The organism is Pseudomonas chlororaphis subsp. chlororaphis, assembly GCF_003945765.1.
Classification (GTDB): domain Bacteria; phylum Pseudomonadota; class Gammaproteobacteria; order Pseudomonadales; family Pseudomonadaceae; genus Aquipseudomonas; species Aquipseudomonas chlororaphis.
In genome coordinates this window covers 2,418,539-2,436,181 of record NZ_CP027712.1, presented here as the reverse complement: position 1 = coordinate 2,436,181, position 17,643 = coordinate 2,418,539, and the positions used below count along the sequence as shown (strand labels likewise).

18 protein-coding genes are annotated in these 17,643 nt (G+C 65.6%); 11 read left to right on the top strand and 7 right to left on the bottom strand.

Annotated elements, in window-relative coordinates:
• Positions 1-339: 339 nt before the first annotated feature.
• The 3 genes from cobF to C4K27_RS11295 all read right to left on the bottom strand — a co-directional run bounded on the left by cobF (position 340) and on the right by C4K27_RS11295 (position 2,398).
• Complete coding sequence (gene cobF / locus C4K27_RS11305; RefSeq protein ID WP_053260483.1) at positions 340-1,104, bottom strand: precorrin-6A synthase (deacetylating); 765 nt, start codon at positions 1,102-1,104, stop codon at positions 340-342.
• Between the two features lie 72 nt (positions 1,105-1,176).
• Entirely contained in the window at positions 1,177-1,740 is a 564-nt protein-coding gene (locus C4K27_RS11300) for a histidine phosphatase family protein (RefSeq protein ID WP_053260482.1), read from the bottom strand.
• Between the two features lie 94 nt (positions 1,741-1,834).
• A complete protein-coding gene (locus tag C4K27_RS11295; RefSeq protein ID WP_053260481.1) occupies positions 1,835-2,398 on the bottom strand; it encodes a DUF4865 family protein in 564 nt (187 codons plus the stop codon).
• A gap of 94 nt (positions 2,399-2,492) precedes the next feature.
• On the opposite strand from C4K27_RS11295, the gene C4K27_RS11290 reads away from it, so the two are divergent.
• The 8 genes from C4K27_RS11290 (at position 2,493) to astA (ending at position 10,977) form a co-directional block, all read left to right on the top strand.
• Positions 2,493-3,359: a LysR family transcriptional regulator gene (locus C4K27_RS11290; RefSeq protein ID WP_007932587.1), complete on the top strand. Its 867-nt coding sequence runs from the start codon at positions 2,493-2,495 to the stop codon at positions 3,357-3,359.
• Positions 3,360-3,528: 169 nt separating this feature from the next.
• Positions 3,529-4,383 (top strand): MurR/RpiR family transcriptional regulator, encoded by an 855-nt coding sequence (locus C4K27_RS11285; protein WP_007932586.1) that lies wholly within the window; start codon positions 3,529-3,531, stop codon positions 4,381-4,383.
• Between the two features lie 2 nt (positions 4,384-4,385).
• Positions 4,386-5,030, top strand: coding sequence for a cysteine hydrolase family protein (locus C4K27_RS11280; RefSeq protein WP_007932585.1), 645 nt, complete (start codon positions 4,386-4,388; stop codon positions 5,028-5,030).
• Complete coding sequence (locus C4K27_RS11275; RefSeq protein ID WP_053260480.1) at positions 5,027-6,373, top strand: type I glutamate--ammonia ligase; 1,347 nt, start codon at positions 5,027-5,029, stop codon at positions 6,371-6,373. Before C4K27_RS11280 ends, C4K27_RS11275 begins: the two co-directional genes overlap by 4 nt.
• Positions 6,357-7,109, top strand: a complete 753-nt coding sequence (locus C4K27_RS11270) for an N-formylglutamate amidohydrolase (RefSeq protein WP_007932583.1) — start codon at positions 6,357-6,359, stop codon at positions 7,107-7,109. The genes C4K27_RS11275 and C4K27_RS11270 overlap by 17 nt, the downstream gene beginning before the upstream one ends.
• 192 nt (positions 7,110-7,301) lie before the next feature.
• Positions 7,302-8,645, top strand: coding sequence for an APC family permease (locus C4K27_RS11265; protein ID WP_053260479.1), 1,344 nt, complete (start codon positions 7,302-7,304; stop codon positions 8,643-8,645).
• A 192-nt stretch (positions 8,646-8,837) separates the two neighbouring features.
• Entirely contained in the window at positions 8,838-9,854 is a 1,017-nt protein-coding gene (locus C4K27_RS11260; protein ID WP_053260478.1) for an arginine N-succinyltransferase, read from the top strand.
• Positions 9,855-9,912: 58 nt separating this feature from the next.
• Positions 9,913-10,977, top strand: a complete 1,065-nt coding sequence (gene astA / locus C4K27_RS11255; protein ID WP_053260477.1) for an arginine N-succinyltransferase — start codon at positions 9,913-9,915, stop codon at positions 10,975-10,977.
• A 24-nt stretch (positions 10,978-11,001) separates the two neighbouring features.
• Here astA and C4K27_RS11250 read toward each other — a convergent pair whose 3' ends face one another.
• From C4K27_RS11250 to C4K27_RS11240, 3 genes are all read right to left on the bottom strand, one after another.
• Entirely contained in the window at positions 11,002-11,397 is a 396-nt protein-coding gene (locus C4K27_RS11250; RefSeq protein ID WP_007932579.1) for a carboxymuconolactone decarboxylase family protein, read from the bottom strand.
• Positions 11,398-11,629: 232 nt separating this feature from the next.
• Positions 11,630-12,874, bottom strand: coding sequence for a M20/M25/M40 family metallo-hydrolase (locus C4K27_RS11245; RefSeq protein WP_053260476.1), 1,245 nt, complete (start codon positions 12,872-12,874; stop codon positions 11,630-11,632).
• Between the two features lie 93 nt (positions 12,875-12,967).
• The gene (locus C4K27_RS11240; protein ID WP_053260475.1) at positions 12,968-14,092 is read right to left on the bottom strand and encodes a diguanylate cyclase; all 1,125 of its coding nucleotides are present in this window, start codon (positions 14,090-14,092) and stop codon (positions 12,968-12,970) included.
• Between the two features lie 263 nt (positions 14,093-14,355).
• Between C4K27_RS11240 and hglS the strand changes: the two genes are divergently transcribed.
• The 3 genes from hglS (at position 14,356) to C4K27_RS11225 (ending at position 16,570) form a co-directional block, all read left to right on the top strand.
• Positions 14,356-15,750, top strand: coding sequence for a 2-oxoadipate dioxygenase/decarboxylase HglS (gene hglS, locus C4K27_RS11235; RefSeq protein ID WP_053260474.1), 1,395 nt, complete (start codon positions 14,356-14,358; stop codon positions 15,748-15,750).
• 234 nt (positions 15,751-15,984) lie between these two features.
• Complete coding sequence (locus tag C4K27_RS11230; protein ID WP_053260473.1) at positions 15,985-16,278, top strand: type II toxin-antitoxin system RelE/ParE family toxin; 294 nt, start codon at positions 15,985-15,987, stop codon at positions 16,276-16,278.
• Between the two features lies 1 nt (position 16,279).
• Positions 16,280-16,570: an addiction module antidote protein gene (locus C4K27_RS11225; protein WP_053260472.1), complete on the top strand. Its 291-nt coding sequence runs from the start codon at positions 16,280-16,282 to the stop codon at positions 16,568-16,570.
• A gap of 396 nt (positions 16,571-16,966) precedes the next feature.
• Here C4K27_RS11225 and C4K27_RS11220 read toward each other — a convergent pair whose 3' ends face one another.
• The gene (locus tag C4K27_RS11220) at positions 16,967-17,554 is read right to left on the bottom strand and encodes a hypothetical protein (protein WP_053260471.1); all 588 of its coding nucleotides are present in this window, start codon (positions 17,552-17,554) and stop codon (positions 16,967-16,969) included.
• Positions 17,555-17,643 lie beyond the last annotated feature (89 nt).

The window sequence follows — 17,643 nt, the reverse complement described above, 5'->3', positions numbered from 1 at the left end:
TATTGGCAGAAAGGTTCGATTGGGGGAAATCGAAGTGGCCAGCAGTCTAGAGCGGCGCCTGGGAGGCAAATTGTGTTTATGCGACAAATACTTATATAAAATCCACACCTGCATTCAGGCGTCGGGCAAGCCGCCCTGCTGCCGCCGTCGGCGTATCGCGAACGGTTCGGGCGTGGGGAGAAGGTGGTCGCCGAGTGATGGGCCGAGCGGGAGAACGTCATCGCGGGCCAGCCTCGCGCCTACAGAAGCCTGTTTCGTTGGCGTGACTGAAGGGCTGCTTCCGTAGGAGCGAGCGGGCGGCGATCCGACTTGCCCGCGAAAGGGCCAGCTCTGCCCTCCTCAATCCTCGGGCTTGCGCAGCAGGTAGGTGTCCATGATCCAGCCATTGGCCTGCCGCGCCGCCTTGCGCACTTGCTGGATCTGCCCCGCGACCTCCTTGAGCCGGCCGGCAATCAGGATTTCCTCCGGCGTACCGAGGTAGGCGCCCCAGTAGATCTCCAGGTCTTGGTCCGCCACCTGGCGATAGGAGTCCTCGGCGTCGAGCATCACCACCAGGCTGTCGGCATCGCTCACCTGCCCCGCCGCCAGTCGCCGGCCGGTGGTGATCTCCACCGAGCGGCCAATACGGTTCAACGGCACCTTGTGCTGCGCCGCCAGGGCCTGGACGCTGGTGATGCCGGGGATCACCTCGAACTCGAACGCACAGCGGCCGCTGGCCAGGATCGCCTGCAGGATGCGAATGGTGCTGTCGTACAGCGCCGGATCGCCCCAGGCCAGGAAAGCCCCGGTTTCGCCGTCCGCCAGTTCCTCGTCGATCAGCCGCTCGAAGGTGCGCTGCTTGTCGCGGTTCAGCTCGGCGACGCTGGCCTGGTAATCCACCTCGGCGCCGCGCAGCCGCTCCGGGCTTTGCGCTTCGACAAACCGGTAGCCGGGCCGCTCGATGTAGCGCTCGCAGATTTCCCGGCGCAGGTCGATCAGCGCGTCCTTGCTCTGGCCCTTGTCCATCAGGAAGAACACGTCGCTGCGATTGAGCGCCTTGACCGCCTGCAGGGTGATGTAGTCGGGGTTGCCGGCGCCAATGCCGATGATCAGGAGGGTTTTCATGGAAGAAATCTCGGAGTCGATACTGCGATCGAGTATGGCCGGGTTGGCGGGTGGCGTCACAGGACGGCTGCGTTAATCACGCCGGTCCAGGCGCAACCTCCAGCGGCCATTGAAGCGCAGTTCGACCTGGGCCAGCGGCTCGACATCGATGGCATTGAAGCTCGCCAGCGGGCACTGCATGACGTGCACCAGCGCCGCGCGGATGACCAGCGGATGGGTCACCGCCAGCACATGCCCGGGCTGCTCGCACAGCGACGCCAGCCACGCCGCGACCCGCTCGCACAGCTGCGCCACCGACTCGCCGCCATGGGGCGCCAACTGGCTGTCTGCCAGCCAGGCTTGCACGGCCTCGGGCTGCTCGCGCTGCAGAGAGTCAATGGACAGGCCCTGCCAGCGTCCCATGTCACAGTCGCGCAACGCCGCCACCGTCTCCACGGCGGCGCCATACAGGGCGGCGGTCTGCCGCGCCCGTTGCTCAGGAGCACTGAGCAGCCGCGGCAACCCCTTGAACGCGCCGGCCCGCGAGCCCGCCAGCGCCTGCCAGTCCATCTCCAGCGGTTCGTCCAGCGGGAAACGCGCCAGCTTCTGGGCGACGGTCCGGGCATGGCAGATCAGGGTCAAGCGGGTGGCCGGCACGGGGAATCTCTCGACGTTGAATGGACGCAGTGGGCAATGTGGCTGCGTTTGTATCATGGGCCGCCGAGGGATTCCCAACTTGTCGCAGTTGAACCTAGGCGCTGGCGATCCCCGGCCGGGCCAGGTACAGCACCTCGTAGCGTTCGGCGCCGCGTGCGCTGTCGGGCGCGCTGGCCGACAGGGTGAAGCGCACCAGCTCCCAGGCCTGCAGGTCGAGGGCGACGAACACGGCGAAGGTATCCGGGTCATCGGCCAGCCGCTGGTTGTGTTCGACCTGCTCGGCCAGCAGCCTGGCCCGGTCCGCCAGCGGATCGATCGCCAGCGACTCGCGGTAGAGCGTCCGTGCCTGGTTGGCGCGCCCGCGACGCCAGTCCAGGGGCAACCAGGACTCGATGTGCGGGCGGCCGAAGGAGTCGATCACGCTGTCGAAACCGCTGCCCATGAGAAACCGGGCGGCGCCCGCCGGGTCGGCCCAGAGGTAGATCGAGGCGTACAGGTTATGCCGCGCGCCGTGCACGCCCCGCTCCTGCCCGGCGAAGACCTTGAACAGCAGCCCGTCGACCTCGTCCCACAAGGGCCCGCGATCCGCGGCGCGGTGGCGGATCACGCCCATGTCGTAATCGGCGGGCAAGCGGTGTGAATACTGTTTGGCCAACATGGCGGTGCTCCTGTGCTTGAGGGTGTGGCCAGCTTGCGCAGGGCCAGCCATTACAACAAGATATCTGCACATATATCTGCGATAAGCATTCGATATGAGCGAACCCGTCAAGCCGCTGGACATCGACACCGTGCACGCCTTCGTGCTGATCGCCGACTTCGGCAGTTTCACCCGCGCCGCCCAGGCGCTGGACACCTCCCAGGCCGCCATCAGCCTCAAGCTCAAGCGCCTGGAGGAACGCCTCGGCTATCGCCTGCTGGAGCGCACGCCCCGGCATGTGCGCCTGACGCCGGTCGGCGAGCAGTTCATGCAGGCCGCCCGCGACCTGCTGCGCGCCCATGAGCGGGCCCTGGGCGACATGCAGGCGGCGCCGGCGCGACGGCTGATCATCGGCATCAGCGACCACGTGGCCGGCGCGGAACTGCCGCACCTGCTGAGCCGCATCGCCGCCTACGATCCGCTGCTGATCATCGAGGTGCGCATCGCCTCCTCCCGGGACCTGACGGCGGCCTTCGACCGCGAGGAACTGGACGCGGTCATCGTGCGCAACGAAGGCGCGCGCCAGGACGGCGAAGTGCTGGTGGCCGAGCGCTTCGGCTGGTTCGCCGCGCCGGCCTGGCAGCAGGCTCCGGGCACCCCGCTGCGGCTGGCAACCATGGCCGCGCCCTGTGGCGTGCGGCATGTCGCCGTGCGTGTGCTGGACGACGCCGGCATTGCCTGGACCGAAGTCTTTATCGGCGGCGGCGTGATGGCCGTGTGCGCCGCGGTCAGCGCCGGGCTCGGGGTCGCGGCGCTGGCCCATCGGGTGGCGCCGGCCGGCGCGGTGGAAGTCGGCGAACGTCTCGGGCTGCCGGTGCTGCCGGTCAGTGAAATCATCTTGCTCGCGCGGCCCACCGACGCCCGCTCCGAGGAAACCCTGCGCGCCCTCAGTGCTGCCTTTCGCGGCACCCTGCCGCGCTGACGGCGTGCCTCAAAAAACCTCGAACACCCAATAAACCGGGGCTTTCACGCCCCCTTTTGGCGCATTGCAGGGCGCTTTTATTTTTCACTGGACATGTAGCGTAAATTACATAAATACTGTTTTCACTTTCAGTGAAACAAAAACGACATCCACTTGCGAAGGCGTTTTCATGCCGTCTCTCAGAGACCAGATCACCGACCCGGCCCTCGACCTCACGCCTTCGGAGCGCAAGGTCATCCGGGCCCTGCTCGACCATTACCCGCGCAACGGCCTGGGGCCCATGTCGCGGCTGGCCGAACACGCCGGCGTCAGCGACCCGACCATCGTGCGGCTGGTGAAAAAACTCGGTTTCGGCGGTTATGCGCAGTTCCAGGAAGCGCTGCTCAGCGACATGGACGCTCGCCTGCGTTCGCCCAGCACCCTGTTGCAACCGCGGGCCCAGGTGCCCCGGGACGATGCCTGGAGCCACTACCTGCAAGGCAGCCTGCGCAGCCTGGAACAGACCCAGGCCCTGACCCAGCCCGAAGACGTGCGCATCCTGGTCGACTGGCTGCTGGACAGCCGGCACGCGCTGTACTGCTACGGCGGGCGCTTCAGCAACTTTCTCGCCAGCTACCTGCTCAATCACCTGCGCCTGATGCGCCCCGGCTGCGTGGCCCTGGACGACAACGCGCAACTGCCCGACCGCCTGTATGACGTGCAGCGCCAGGACATCGTCCTGCTGTTCGACTACCGCCGCTACCAGAGCCAGGCCCTGCGCGTGGCCAGCGCGGCCAAGGCGCGGCACGCGCGGGTGGTGCTGTTCACCGACATCTATGCCTCGCCCCTGCGGGAGCTGGCGGACCTGATCATCAGTGCCCCGGTGGAGTCGGCCTCGGCCTTCGACACCCTGGTGCCGGCGCTGGCCCAGGTCGAGGCGCTGGTCGCCAGCCTGACCCTGCGCAGCACCGACCTGGACCGACGCCTGGAGGGCATCGACGCCCTGCGCAACGAATTCGCCACTCACCTGCTGGAGGACAAATAAGGATGGTCTGCCTTCCCCACCAATCGCCCCGCGACCTGCCATTCACTCTCGATCGCACCGCCCTGCTGCTGGTGGACATGCAACGGGCCTGGCTCGAGCCGCAGCTGGATCCGCATTTGCAGGTGCCGGACGCCGAGTACTTCCTCAAGCGCACCCGCGAGCAGGTGATTCCCAACCAGCAGAAGCTCCTGGCGGCCATGCGCGGCGCCCGGCAGAACGTGCTGCACACCATTATCGAAAGCCTGACCGCCGATGGCCGCGACCGCTCGCTGGACCACAAGCTGTCGGACATGCACCTGCCCAAGGGCAGCCCGCAGGCGGCGATCATCGATCCGCTCGCGGCGCGGGAGAACGAAATCGTCCTGCCCAAGACCTCCTCCGGGGTCTTCAACTCGACCAACATCGACTACGTGCTGCGCAACCTGCAGACCCGCCACCTGATCGTCGCCGGCATCGTCACCGACCAGTGCGTCGACATGGCGGTGCGCGACGCCGCCGACCGCGGTTACCTGGTGACCCTGGTGGAAGACGCCTGCGCCACCTACACCGACGCCCGGCACCAGGCCTGCCTGAACGCGATCAAGGGCTACTGCTGGATCACCGACACCCAGACCGTGCTCGGCCGCCTGCGGGAGATGCAGGCATGAGCCGGAACAGCGAGCCGTTGCGGCCGGTGGCCATGACCACCCTGCTCACCACCGACCTGATTGGCGTCAGCCGTGGCCGCTCGTTCCCCAGCGACGAACTGGACAGCTACACCAGCACCGGCTGCGGCTGGGTACCGGCCAACAGCGCGCTGACCCCGCAGGACATCATTGCCGAACCCAACCCCTGGGGCGCCCGTGGCGACCTGCGGCTGATCCCCGACCTGGCCAGCCGAGTCCAGGTCGGCAACGGCCCGGACGCCAGCGCCTCGCCGCTGGACTTCATCCACGCCGACATCTGCGAGACCGACGGCCAGCCCTGGGCCGCCTGCCCGCGCACCCTGCTGCGCAACGAGGTGCAGCGCTACGCCAGCGAGCTGGGGCTGCAGGTCACCGCCGCCTTCGAGCACGAATTCAACCTGCGCGGCGCCACCGCGCAACCGGAACGCCTGGCCTTCTCCCTGCAGGCCCAGCGCCAGGGCGCGGACTTCGGCGGCTGGCTGCTCAGCGCCTTGCGCGCCGCGGGCGTCGAGCCGGAAATGTTCCTGCCCGAATACGGCAAGCACCAATACGAAATCACCTGCCGCCCGACCCAGGGCGTGGCCGCCGCCGACCGCGCGGTGAACGTGCGCGAGATCACCCGCGAGATCGCCCGGCAACTCGGCCATGGCCTGAGCTTCGCGCCCAAGACCGCGGAGCACGCGGTGTGCAATGGCGTACACCTGCACCTGAGCCTGCAGGACCTGGACGGCGCGCCGGTGCTGTACGACCCACAGAGCACCAATGGCCTGTCGTACCTCGGCGAGTGCTGGGCCGCCGGGGTGCTCAAGTACCTGCCGGCGCTCTGCGCCTTTACCGCGCCGACGCCGATTTCCTACGCCCGCTTGCAACCCCATCACTGGAGCGCCTCCTACGCCTGCCTGGGCCAGCGCAACCGCGAAGCCTCGCTGCGCATCTGCCCCACCGTGAGCCTCGGCGGCAAGCCGGTGGCGCCGCAGTACAACCTGGAATTTCGCGCGCTGGACGCCACCGCCTCGCCGCACCTGGCCATGGCCGCGGTGCTGATCGCCGGGCGCCTGGGCATCGAACAGAAGTTGCCGCTGCGCGCCGTGACCGACGAAGTGCCGGACGAACTGAGCGCGCAGCAGCGCCAGGACCGCGGCATCGTCGCCCTTCCGGCTTCGTTGCCGCAGGCGCTGGACTGCCTGCGCAACTGTCCGGAACTGCTGCAAGCACTGCCAGCCCCGCTGCTGGACACCTATTTCGCCGTCAAACACAAGGAAGTAGAACTGACCGAGCACCTGACCCCTGCCCAACTCTGTGAGCACTATGCACACCTGTACTGAAACCGCTGAACTGGGGCTGTACACCCAACCGGCCTACCGGCTGCTGCGGGAAGATTCCGCGCACCCGCTGATCCTCGTCTGCGAACACGCCAGCCGTTATATCCCGGCGGCGCTCAACGACCTCGGCCTGGACCCGGAAGCGGCGCGTGAACACATCGCCTGGGACCCCGGCGCCCTGGAGCTGGCGCAAAGCCTGTCGCAGACCCTCGGCGCCACCCTGCTGACGGCCAATTATTCGCGGCTGCTGATCGACCTCAACCGCCCGTGCCAGGCCCACGACAGCATTCCGTTGCAGAGCGAGATCTACCAGATCCCGGGCAACCAGCACCTCGACGAAGCCACCCGCGAGTACCGCCGCAAGCAGCTGTTCAGGCCCTTTCATGCACGCCTGAGCGGGCTGATCGACGCACGCCTGGCCGCGGGCCGGCCGGTGCGGGTGGTGGGCATCCACAGTTTTACCCCGCTGTACTACGGCCAGCGCCGCACGCTGGAGATGGGCGTGCTGTTCGACCGCGCCGAGGGTTATGCCCGGCGCCTGCTGGAAGGCATGTCGGTCCACGACGTGAAGATCGCCGGCAACGAGCCATACAAGATCGACGCCCTGGGCGACATGACCGTGCCGGCCCACGGCGATGCCCGCGGGCTGGATTCGGTATTGATCGAGGTGCGCAACGACCTGCTGCGCACCCCGCAGGCCATACAGTGCTGGACGGATTATCTGGCGCCGCTGTTGTAAAAAAGCTGTACATCAGGATGGAGCTGTCGTTGTAAAAAAGCTGTTTGCTGTACCGGTACAACAACTATAAAAAACCGCCGTGGCGTGTCTTTAAACCTGCCAGGTTCAAATACATTGCTTGCCTCTGCAGGTCGTCCTTCGACCTCAGCGACAGGCTCCCGCCCCCCTTTGGCTGACAAGGAGAACCTCTTCATGGAGATTGAAGAATTCGGCTACAAACAGGAACTCAAGCGCGGCCTGACGCTGCGCGACCTGGTGGTCTACGGGATGATTTTCATGATCCCCATCGCCCCGTTCGGGGTCTACGGCTATGTGAACCAGGAAGCACCGGGCATGGTGCCGCTGGCCTACATCATCGGCATGCTGGCGATGCTTTTCACCGCCCTCAGCTACGGCAGCATGGCCCGCGCCTTTCCCATCGCCGGCTCGGTCTACTCCTACGCCCAGCGCGGGCTCAACCCCCATGTCGGCTTCATCGCCGGCTGGCTGATGCTGCTCGACTACCTGCTGATTCCGCCGTTGCTGTACGTCTACGCGGCCATGGCGCTGAACCACCTGTATCCGGACATTCCCAAGGTCGGCTTCATCCTCGCGTTCCTGGTCAGCGCCACCTTCGTCAACCTGCGCGGCATCACCTTCACCGCGCGGATGAACATCGTGTTCCTCCTGGCGCAACTGGTGGTGCTGGGGATATTCCTGTTCTACGCCTGGAATGCCCTGCACGGTGGCGCCGGTAACGGCCAGCTGACCCTGGCACCGCTGTACAGCCCGGAGAATTTCCACTTCGGCATGCTGATGCAGGGCGTGTCGATCGCCGTGCTGTCGTTCCTCGGTTTCGATGCCATTTCCACCCTGGCCGAAGAGATCAAGAGCGAGCCGGGCAAGAGCGTCGGCCGCGCCGCGCTGATCACCCTGCTGGTGATGGGCGCGATCTTCGTGGTACAGACCTGGATCGCCACCGACCTGGCCGCCGGCATGGGCTTCAAGTCGGCCGACACCGCCTTCTATGAGATTGCCGAAATCGCCGGCGGCAGCTGGCTGGCGACCCTGACCGCGGTGGCCACCGCGCTGGCCTGGGGCGTGGCGGTGGCCATCACCTCGCAAGCGGCCGTGTCGCGCCTACTGTTCGGCATGGCCCGCGACGGCAAGCTGCCGAAAATCCTGGCCAAGGTCCATCCCAAGCACAACACGCCACACGTCAGCATCTACCTGGTGGCCGTGCTGTCGCTGCTGATCTGCTACCTGTTCATCAACTCGGTGGACACCCTCACCTCCCTGGTGAACTTCGGCGCCCTCAGCGGTTTCATGCTGTTGCACCTGACCGTGATCAATCACTACTGGCGTCGCAACCAGTCGGCCCAGGTACTGCGGCATCTGATTTGTCCGGTGATCGGCTTTCTAATTGTCTGCGCGATCATGTACAACATGGGGGTCGATGCGCAGAAACTCGGTTGCATCTGGATCGCCATCGGCCTGGTCTACCTGTTTTTCCTCAACAAGCTGGGCGCCAATACGGCGCTGGCCGATCCACTTTAATCAACACCCCCGGCCGCCGCGGCACCATGAAGGTGCTCCGGCGAATCCGAGTGGGCGCCGACAGGTGCCTGCGTGCCACCGCCCGCCCATGCGGGCAGTGGCAGTAATGCGTGGAAACCGACAGTGATTGTCAGGTTCGGCGCCCCGGGTTTCGCGACCAGGCGTCGATCATTTTGATACAGGAGTGCATCCATGCTGGTCTTACGCCCAGTTGCGCCAGACGATTTGCCGGAGTTGCAACGGCTGGCCCGTGAAAGCCTGGTGGGGGTGACGTCCCTGCCGGACGATCGACAACACCTTTTGGACAAGATTCTCGATTCCTGCGCCTCCTTCGCCGCCAACGTGCAGGCGCCGGGGCCGGAGAACTATTTTTTTGTCCTGCACGACCCGTCCAGCGGCCAGTTGCGCGGCTGTTCGGAAATCCTCGCCATGGCCGGGTTTTGCGCGCCCTTCTACAGCCTGCGCAACCGGCCCTTCGTCAGCAGCTCGCGGGAGCTGAACGTGCAGCACGGCGTGCCGACCCTGTCGCTGTGCCAGGACCTGAGCAACCATAGCCTGCTGCGCGGCTTCCATATCGACCCGGACCTGGTGGGCACACCGATGGCGGAGCTGCTTTCCAGGGCCCGCCTGCTGTTCATCGCCGCCCATGGCGCGCGCTTCGCCGACACCAGCATCACCGAGATCGTCGGCTACAGCAGCGACGACGGCCATTCGCCGTTCTGGGATGCCCTGGGCAAGCACTTCTTCGACCTGCCCTATGTCGAGGCCGAACGCCTGTGCGGCCTGCAAAGCCGCAGCTTCCTCGCCGACCTGATGCCGCAGTACCCGATCTACATCCCGATGCTGCCCAAGGCGGCCCAGGACTGCATCGGCCAGGTCCACCCGCAGGGTCGCGAGGCCTACGAGATCCTGCTGCGCGAGGGGTTCGAAGCCAACCACTATGTCGACCTGTTCGACGGCGGCCCGACGCTGTACGCCCGCCACAACGGCGTTCGCTCCATCCGCCAGAGCCTTATCGCCAACGCCTGCCCGGGCCAGCAGAGCGGCAGCGGCCGGGCCTGGCTGGCGAGCAACGAGCGGCTGGGGCAATACCGGGCGGCCCTGGTGCACCTGGACGAAGCCCCCGGCGACCTGGTCAACCTTGACCCGCAAACCTTCCAGGCCCTGCACCTGCAAACCGGCGACCCGGTACGGCTGGTCGCCCTATGAAGAACCCCGGACACGTTTGCATTCGCCGCCTGAACAGGCGCGCAGAAGGAGCTGCATCATGATCGTTCGCCCGGTACGCGTGACCGACCTGCCCGCGTTGATGGCCCTGGCCCGGCGCGCAGGCCTGGGGCTGACCAGCCTGCCGGCCAACCAGGAGCGCCTGACCCACCGGATTCGCTGGGCCCAGCGGACCTTTGCCGAGCAGGTGGAACGGGCCGACGCCGACTACCTGTTCGTGCTCGAGGACGACGACCAGCAAGTGATCGGCATCAGCGCCCTGACCGGCGCCGTGGGCCTGCGCGAACCCTGGTACAGCTACCGGGTCGGCATGACCGTCAATTCGGCGCCGCACCTGGGCATCCGGCGGCAAATCCCGACCCTGTTCCTGAACAACGAAATGACCGGCCAATCGGAACTCTGCTCGCTGTTCCTGCGCCCCGACCAGCGCCGTGACACCAACGGCCGCCTGCTGTCCCTGGCGCGCCTGCTGTTCGTCGCCGAGTTCCCGCACCTGTTCGGCGACAAGCTGATCGCCGAGCTGCGCGGCAAGGGCGACGAGAATGGCTGCTCGCCGTTCTGGAACAGCCTGGGCCGGCACTTTCTGCAGATGGATTTCGTCCAGGCCGACCACCTGTCCAGCCTCGGCCACAAACCCTTTATCGCCGAACTGCTGCCGCGCCAGCCGCTGTACACCTGCCTGCTCAGCGAACCGGCCCAGGCCGCGATCGGCCAGGCCCACGAAAACGCCGAGGCGGCACTGGCCATCCTGCGCCACGAAGGTTTTGCCCATCAGGGCCATATCGACATCTTCGACGGCGGGCCGGTGATCGAGGCCGAGCTGAGCAAAGTCCGCGCGGTGCGCGAAAGCCAGGTGTTGCCGCTGCTGGTCGGCACCCCGGACGACGACGCGCCGACCTGGCTGATCCACAACCGTCGGTTGGAAAGCTGCCGCGTCACCCGCGCCCGCGCTCGCCTGGTGTCCGGCTGCCTGTTGGTGGATCGCCTCAGCGCCAAGCGCCTGCAAGTGCAGCCCGGCGACCTAGTGCGCGCCGTGCCGCTGCTGGCCACCCAGGCCAAGGCGGCCGCGGCCGAAAGCCCAAGGGCGGCGCTGGCTGATGCCTGAGCGGCGCCACGGGCCGCATCGGACTCATTCGAGCTTGAACCCGTCATCCAGCGGCACCCGGTAGCCGTTGGCCAAGCGATTGGTTTCGTTGGCCATGCCGACCACCGCCTGCAATTCACCGAACATCGCCTCCGTCATCCCTGCCTTGCGCGCCGCGGCGGTGTGCGAAGCGATGCAATACGGACAGTTGTTGGTGACGCTGACCGCGACGTAGATCAGCTCCTTGGTCAGCGGATCGAGCGCCCCCGGCGCCATGATCTCCTTGAGGCTGTCCCAGGTACGACGCAAGGTCGGCGGATGGGCCGCCAGGCATTTCCAGAAGTTGTTCACCTGGTCGACCCGGCGGGTGCGCATGATGTCGTCGAACACCGCCCGCACTTCCGGGCTGGCGTCGACGTATTCGGTGAGGTGGCTGCTCATTGAAGGCTCCGCTGTGGGGGACGAGGCTTTCGAGTATAGGCAGAGGGATCGCAGGCGCCTGCAGCCATTCCCTTGTAGCCGCTGCCGAGCCTGCGAGGCTGCGATAGGACCGCAGGTCCTCCAGCGGTCTCGAGATCCTTGCGCCTGCTGCGCAGTCGATCGCAGCCTCGCGGGCTCGGCAGCGGCTACAGGGTCCGGCCATGCAGAAAATGCAGTGCGTCTGTTCCTGCAATCAATGCTTGGCCGACAGCTCCATGATCATCCGCGCCAGCAGATAGATCCGCGGCGCCACGCTCTCGACTTCGGCGTACTCCTCGGGGGTGTGGATATTGCCGCCGACGATGCCGAAGCCATCCAGGGTCGGCGTGCCGACGCCGGCCGAGAGGCTGGAGTCCGCCGCCCCGCCGCTGCCCTCGATGGTCAGCTTGCGGCCCAGCTCGCCGTAGATGCCCTGGGCCATGGCCACCAGCGCATCGGACTTCTCGGTCTGCGGCATCGGCGGCAAACCGCGCTGCAAGGTGGTCTTGACTTCGGTGTCGGCGATCAGCTTGTTGGCCGAGACCCGCGCCAGATCCTTCTCGATGCGGTCGAACTCCTCCGGCACCGCCGCCCGCACATCCGCCTTGGCGGTGGCCTGGTCGGGAATCACATTGGTCCGGTCGCCGGCCTTGAGCACGGTGAAGTTGATGGTGGTTTTCTTCTCTTCATCCCCCAGCTTGCCCAGTTGCAGGATCTGGTGCGCCGCCTCCATCGCCGCGTTGCGCCCCAGCTCCGGCGCGACGCCTGCGTGAGCCGCCTTGCCCTTGACCTCCACCAGCGCCGTGGCGCTGCCCTTGCGCCACACCACCAGGCCATCGGCCGGGCGCCCCGGTTCCAGGTTCAAGGTCACGTCGTGGGCCTTGGCGGTTTTCTTGATCAGCTCGGTGGCGATCTCCGAACCGGTTTCCTCGCTGGCATCGAGCAGGAAGGTGATCTGTGCGTAGTCCTTGAACTTGAGGTTATCCAGGACCTTCAGCGCGTAGATCCCGGCGACGATGCCGCCCTTGTCGTCCATCACTCCCGGGCCATAGGCGCGGCCATCCTGGATACGGAACGGCCGCTCGGCCGCGGTGCCTTCCTTGAACACCGTGTCCATGTGCGCCATCAGCAGGATCCTGGCCTTGCCGGTGCCCTTGAGCGTGGCCAGCACATGGCTGCCGCCGGCCGTGCCGTTGGGGACTTTTTCGATGCTGGCGCCAAGCTTCTTCAGCTCGGCGATGGCGATGTCGCTCACCTGGTCCAGCCCCGCCTCGTAGCCGGAGCCCGAGTCGATATTCACCAGGCGCTCCAACAGTTTCAGGGCGTCGCCCTGGTATTGCTGCGCATCGTTCTGCACTTGTGGGTGGGGGGCGGCGCTGGCGTGGGTGGCCAGCAGGCCAAGGGCGAGGGTCAGGCCGATACGGGCGGCCAGCAATGAGCGAGGGGAAGTCTGCGTCATGAATCGGTCCTTGTTTCGTGTCGGAAGGTGCCCGCCCACCCTACCTGACAAATTCGCCCCCCTCCATGCTGGCGCAATGCTCTGCGAACGGCCTTACAAGGAGTTCAGCAGGACCTTCGACGAGCAGCCGCCGCGGCGGCAGCTGACCTTGTTGCGGCCGGTGGTCTTCGCCTCGTACAAGGCCTGGTCGGCATCGTTCAACCAGTCCAGGGCATCGCTATGGTCCGGGGAATAGGCGGCCAGGCCGATGCTCAGGCTGACCTCCAGGGCCGGGCTCTGCTCATAGCCCAATCCGCCGAAACGGCAACGCAAAGCCTCCATCAGTTCGGCGGCATGCTCCAGCGGCACGTCCGGCAGGATCACGCAGAACTCGTCGCCGCCATAACGCCCGGCCAGGTCGCTGATCCGCAGGTTCTGCTTGAGCAGCTTGCTCAGCTGGCGCAACACGATGTCGCCGGCGACATGGCCGTAGGTGTCGTTGATGGCCTTGAAATGATCGATGTCGATCAGCGCGATGGCGCCGCCCTGGTTCGGGTTCGTCCCCTGGCGCCGACAACGCTGGAACTCGATTTCCAGCTGGTCCTTCCAGGCCCCGTGGTTGAGCAGGCCCGACAGGCTGTCGGTGCGGCTCAGGGCCAGCAATTCGCGCTTGTGCCGAGACAGGACATTGGCCTGCTGGTAGCAGATAAACCCCAGGGCCAGCGGATACAGGGTCAGCATCGGCAAGCAGGCATAGAGCTGCAGCGCACTGGTCTGGGCCTCGAACCCGATGCCGAACAGCAGCAGCCCGAGCGCGACTCCCAGCATCTGCGCCAGACAACCGGCCAGGAAAAAGGGCACGCCACCCAGGGCGATATTGTTCATCGCCATCAACGACAGGGTGGTGGTGGTCGGCAGCGGATTGAAATGCATGGCCGCCACCCAGAACCCGCCGAGGAAGGCATCCACCAGCAGGTTGCGATGCTCGCCACGAAACGGCACTGGCGAGCAGCGCGCCCACTGGTACGCCAGGTGCGGCCAGATGAACGCGTTGAACGACATGAACGCCCAGACCCAGGGCGATGGATGCAGCGGGTATATGCCCGCGGCCACGCAGAAGAACCCCAGGGCCAGCCCTAGAATTCGCGTTTTGTACAGCCTCCTGGCCAGTGAAAGTCCCTTTCCTCCGTTGTGCGGCGTCAAGGCCAAGTCGCCTCCGTTGAACGGTACGCAAGCCATGGAATGCGGTCGTGTTCAGAAGTCTATCAGCGCAACGGCAAATCGCCATCACCGCTCAGCCCCCGGAAAGCGCTGCGGGTTGCCTGAGTGAAACCAGCGGATGCCATCGGTCCAGCTGCACGTAGCCACCCTGCCCGCCTGCATTCATTTGCAGAATGAAGTCCGGAAGAAACTTCGTTTGTCAGTACACCCCGCGCCAACCAGAATCAGGCCCAGCCAACACCACTACCCTCTTTGTCTCACTACGCCGGGAATCCTTGTTTATGAGCCTGCAGAGCTTCGTCAGCCCAGACCTGATCCGCCAACGTTTTTCACGGGCGATGTCGGACATGTACCGCGAGGAAGTGCCGCTGTACGGTGCCCTGATGGAGCTGGTGGCCCAGGTCAACGCCGGGGTCCTGGACAGCGACGAGAGGATCGCCCGGCAGCTGCGCAGCACCGGCGAAATCCAGCGCCTGGACCTGGAGCGCCACGGCGCCATTCGCGTCGGCACCGCCACCGAACTGGCGACCCTGGGCCGCCTGTTCGCGGTGATGGGCATGCAGCCGGTGGGTTATTACGACCTCACCCCGGCCGGGGTACCGGTGCATTCCACGGCCTTTCGCGCGGTGCATGAAAGCGCCTTGCAGGTCAGCCCGTTCCGGGTCTTCACTTCGCTGCTGCGCCTGGAACTGATCGACAACCCGCAATTGCGTAGCTTCGCCGAATCGGTGCTGGCCCGCCGGAGCATTTTCACCCCGCGCGCCCTGGCCCTGATCGAACAGGCCGAAACCCAGGGCGGCCTCGACGACCGCGCCGCCGGGGAATTCGTCGAGCAGGCCCTGGAAACCTTCCGCTGGCACCACAGCGCCACGGTCACAGCCGGGCAGTACCAGCAACTGAGCGCCCAGCACCGGCTGATCGCCGACGTGGTGGCGTTCAAGGGGCCGCACATCAACCACCTGACGCCGCGCACCCTGGACATCGACCAGGTGCAAGCGCTGATGCCGGCCCACGGCATCACCCCCAAGGCGGTGATCGAAGGCCCGCCGCGCCGGGAATGCCCGATCCTCTTGCGCCAGACCAGCTTCAAGGCGCTGGAGGAAGCCGTGGCCTTCACCGACCAGCCCGACAGCCGCGGCAGCCACAGCGCGCGCTTCGGCGAGATCGAACAGCGCGGCGCCGCCCTCACCCCCAAGGGCCGGGCGCTGTACGACCAGCTGTTGAACGCCGCCCGCGACACCCTGGGGGACTTTCCCAACGAAGCCAATGCCCAGCGCTACAACACCCTGATGACCGAACACTTCCGCGCCTTTCCCGATGACCACGAGGCCATGCGCGAACAGGGCCTGGCGTACTTCCGCTACTTCGTCAGCGAACAAGGCCTGGCCGCGCGCCAACAGGCGGATCGACCGACGAACCTGGAGGCGCTGATCCACGCCGGGCATGTGCGGGCCGAGCCGCTGGTGTACGAGGACTTCCTGCCGGTCAGCGCCGCCGGGATCTTCCAGTCCAACCTGGGCGACGATGCGCAAAGCCATTACGCCGGCCACTCCAACCGGCAGGCTTTCGAGCGGGCCCTGGGGCGCCCGACCATCGATGAACTGCAGCTGTACGCCGACACCCAACAGCGCTCGCTCCAGGCATGCGCCACGGCGCTGGGCCTGCCCGCTCTCTGATTTTGCGTCCCACAGCATCAGCCAGAATGGCTGATGCTGGCCCTTTCCAGCAGCCACCACAGGGCAATGGCTACAGGGTGTTTCGGCAACCCTGATCGACAACATGCCGATACGAAACAGCCCGCCTCGTCCACTCCCCTCCTGCTTACCTTCCCATGACGTCTTCAGGTGCACCGTCAGTCGCCTGGGGGTCATTACACCTTTTTATTTTGTCTCTATGTGGATACAGTTCTCATGAATTACGAGATCCTGCAGACGACCGTCTTTGCCCGATGGCACACCACACTACGGGACCTGCGCGCCAGGATAGCCATCGCTCGGCGTATCGAGCGGGCTTCGGCGGGCAACCTGGGCGATGTGAAAAACCTCGGCGGCGGTCTCTCGGAAATGCGCGTGAATATGGGCGCCGGCTACCGCCTCTATTTCACGGTTCGCGGCAATACGCTGATCGTCCTGCTGCTGGGCGGCGACAAGTCCACCCAGCCTGCCGATATCTGCCAGGCCCGTTACCTGGCCAAGGAGTTCTGATATGTCCGACACACTGCTTGCCTTCGACATCGCCGCCCTGCTCGACAGCGACCAGGCGATCAGCGAATACCTGTCCCAGGTCCTGGCCGATGGCGATACCGATGAACTGATCCGCGCCCTGGGCCATGTCGCCAGGGCGCGGGGCATGACGCAGATTGCCAAGGCCACCGGCCAGGGCCGGGCCAGCCTCTACAAGGCTTTTGCCCCGGGCGCCAAGCCGCGCTTCGATACCGTGGTCAAGGTCATGCGCGCGCTGGGCCTGCAGCTGTGCACCACCGTGTCCCGAGGCTGAAGCCGACCCAGGCGGCAGGCAATGAAACAACAGGCTGTGTCGGTAAAGAGTCTTGCTGGAGAGAGCCGAGAGTGCTTGGCAACCGCTGGCAACAGGCGTCGAACCTGCGCAAGTCGCATGAACGCAATGGCGGAAATGGTGGGGCGGAAACCCCGAAGAGGGTGTTCGCCCAGTGCTCTGGCCTGGCAATCCATGCACCGGTAAAGAGCCCTTGCACCGGGCGAACGAGAACTATTTTAATCGAACAGGAAAAGAAAGTCCGTGCACATATTCTGAAGAATTCTGAACACAAAGCTGGCGAAATTTTTTTTATTTCGCTCACCTTCGTTCAACTCCCCGCACGGACCTCCCGAGATCCGCGCGCCGGCCGCCACAGCGACCAGCGCCCGCTCTCAATCAACCTTCGTGCTGGGTCGTAACTTGCAACACGTCGGTATAGGTCACCACCACGCTCTGGCCGACCTTGAGGTCTTTCAGCCGGGCCTGGACTTCCGGTTTTTCCACGGCCAGGACCTTCTTATTGCCCGCCGGCCCCTGGAAGGTCAGCTGGTTGTTCTTCAGGTCGATGTCGGTGATTTTCAGTTGCACCTGTACCTGGCGATAGGCTTCACCGCCCGGGTTGGGGTTGTCCTTGGTGGCGCGAATCACCCCGGTGCGCTCGGCGGAATCCGGCAGGCCTTTTTCCACATTGGTGTCCAGCACCGCCACCACCGCGTGAGTGACCCGCACATTGACCTGGTCGCCCACCTTCAAATGCCCCAGGTCCTTGGCCTGATCGCTGAGTTGCACATGCACCGGTTGGCCCTGCGCGCCTTCCAGCACCACGCGATGCTTGGCGGCATCCACGGAGAGCACCTTGGTCACCAGTTCATCGGCCTCCACGGTACCGGCCAACGGAATGTCGGCGGCATGGGCATGCAGGCTGGCAGCAGACAACAGAGTGGCCAAGGCAACGGCTTTGGCCAGAGAGTGAAGCGGCTTCATAGACATTCATCCCTGTAATTGAAGACAAGACCCGCGCCGTTCAGGTGCGCGGTGCCGCTTGAGCATAGACGCTGTAAATGCCTACGCCG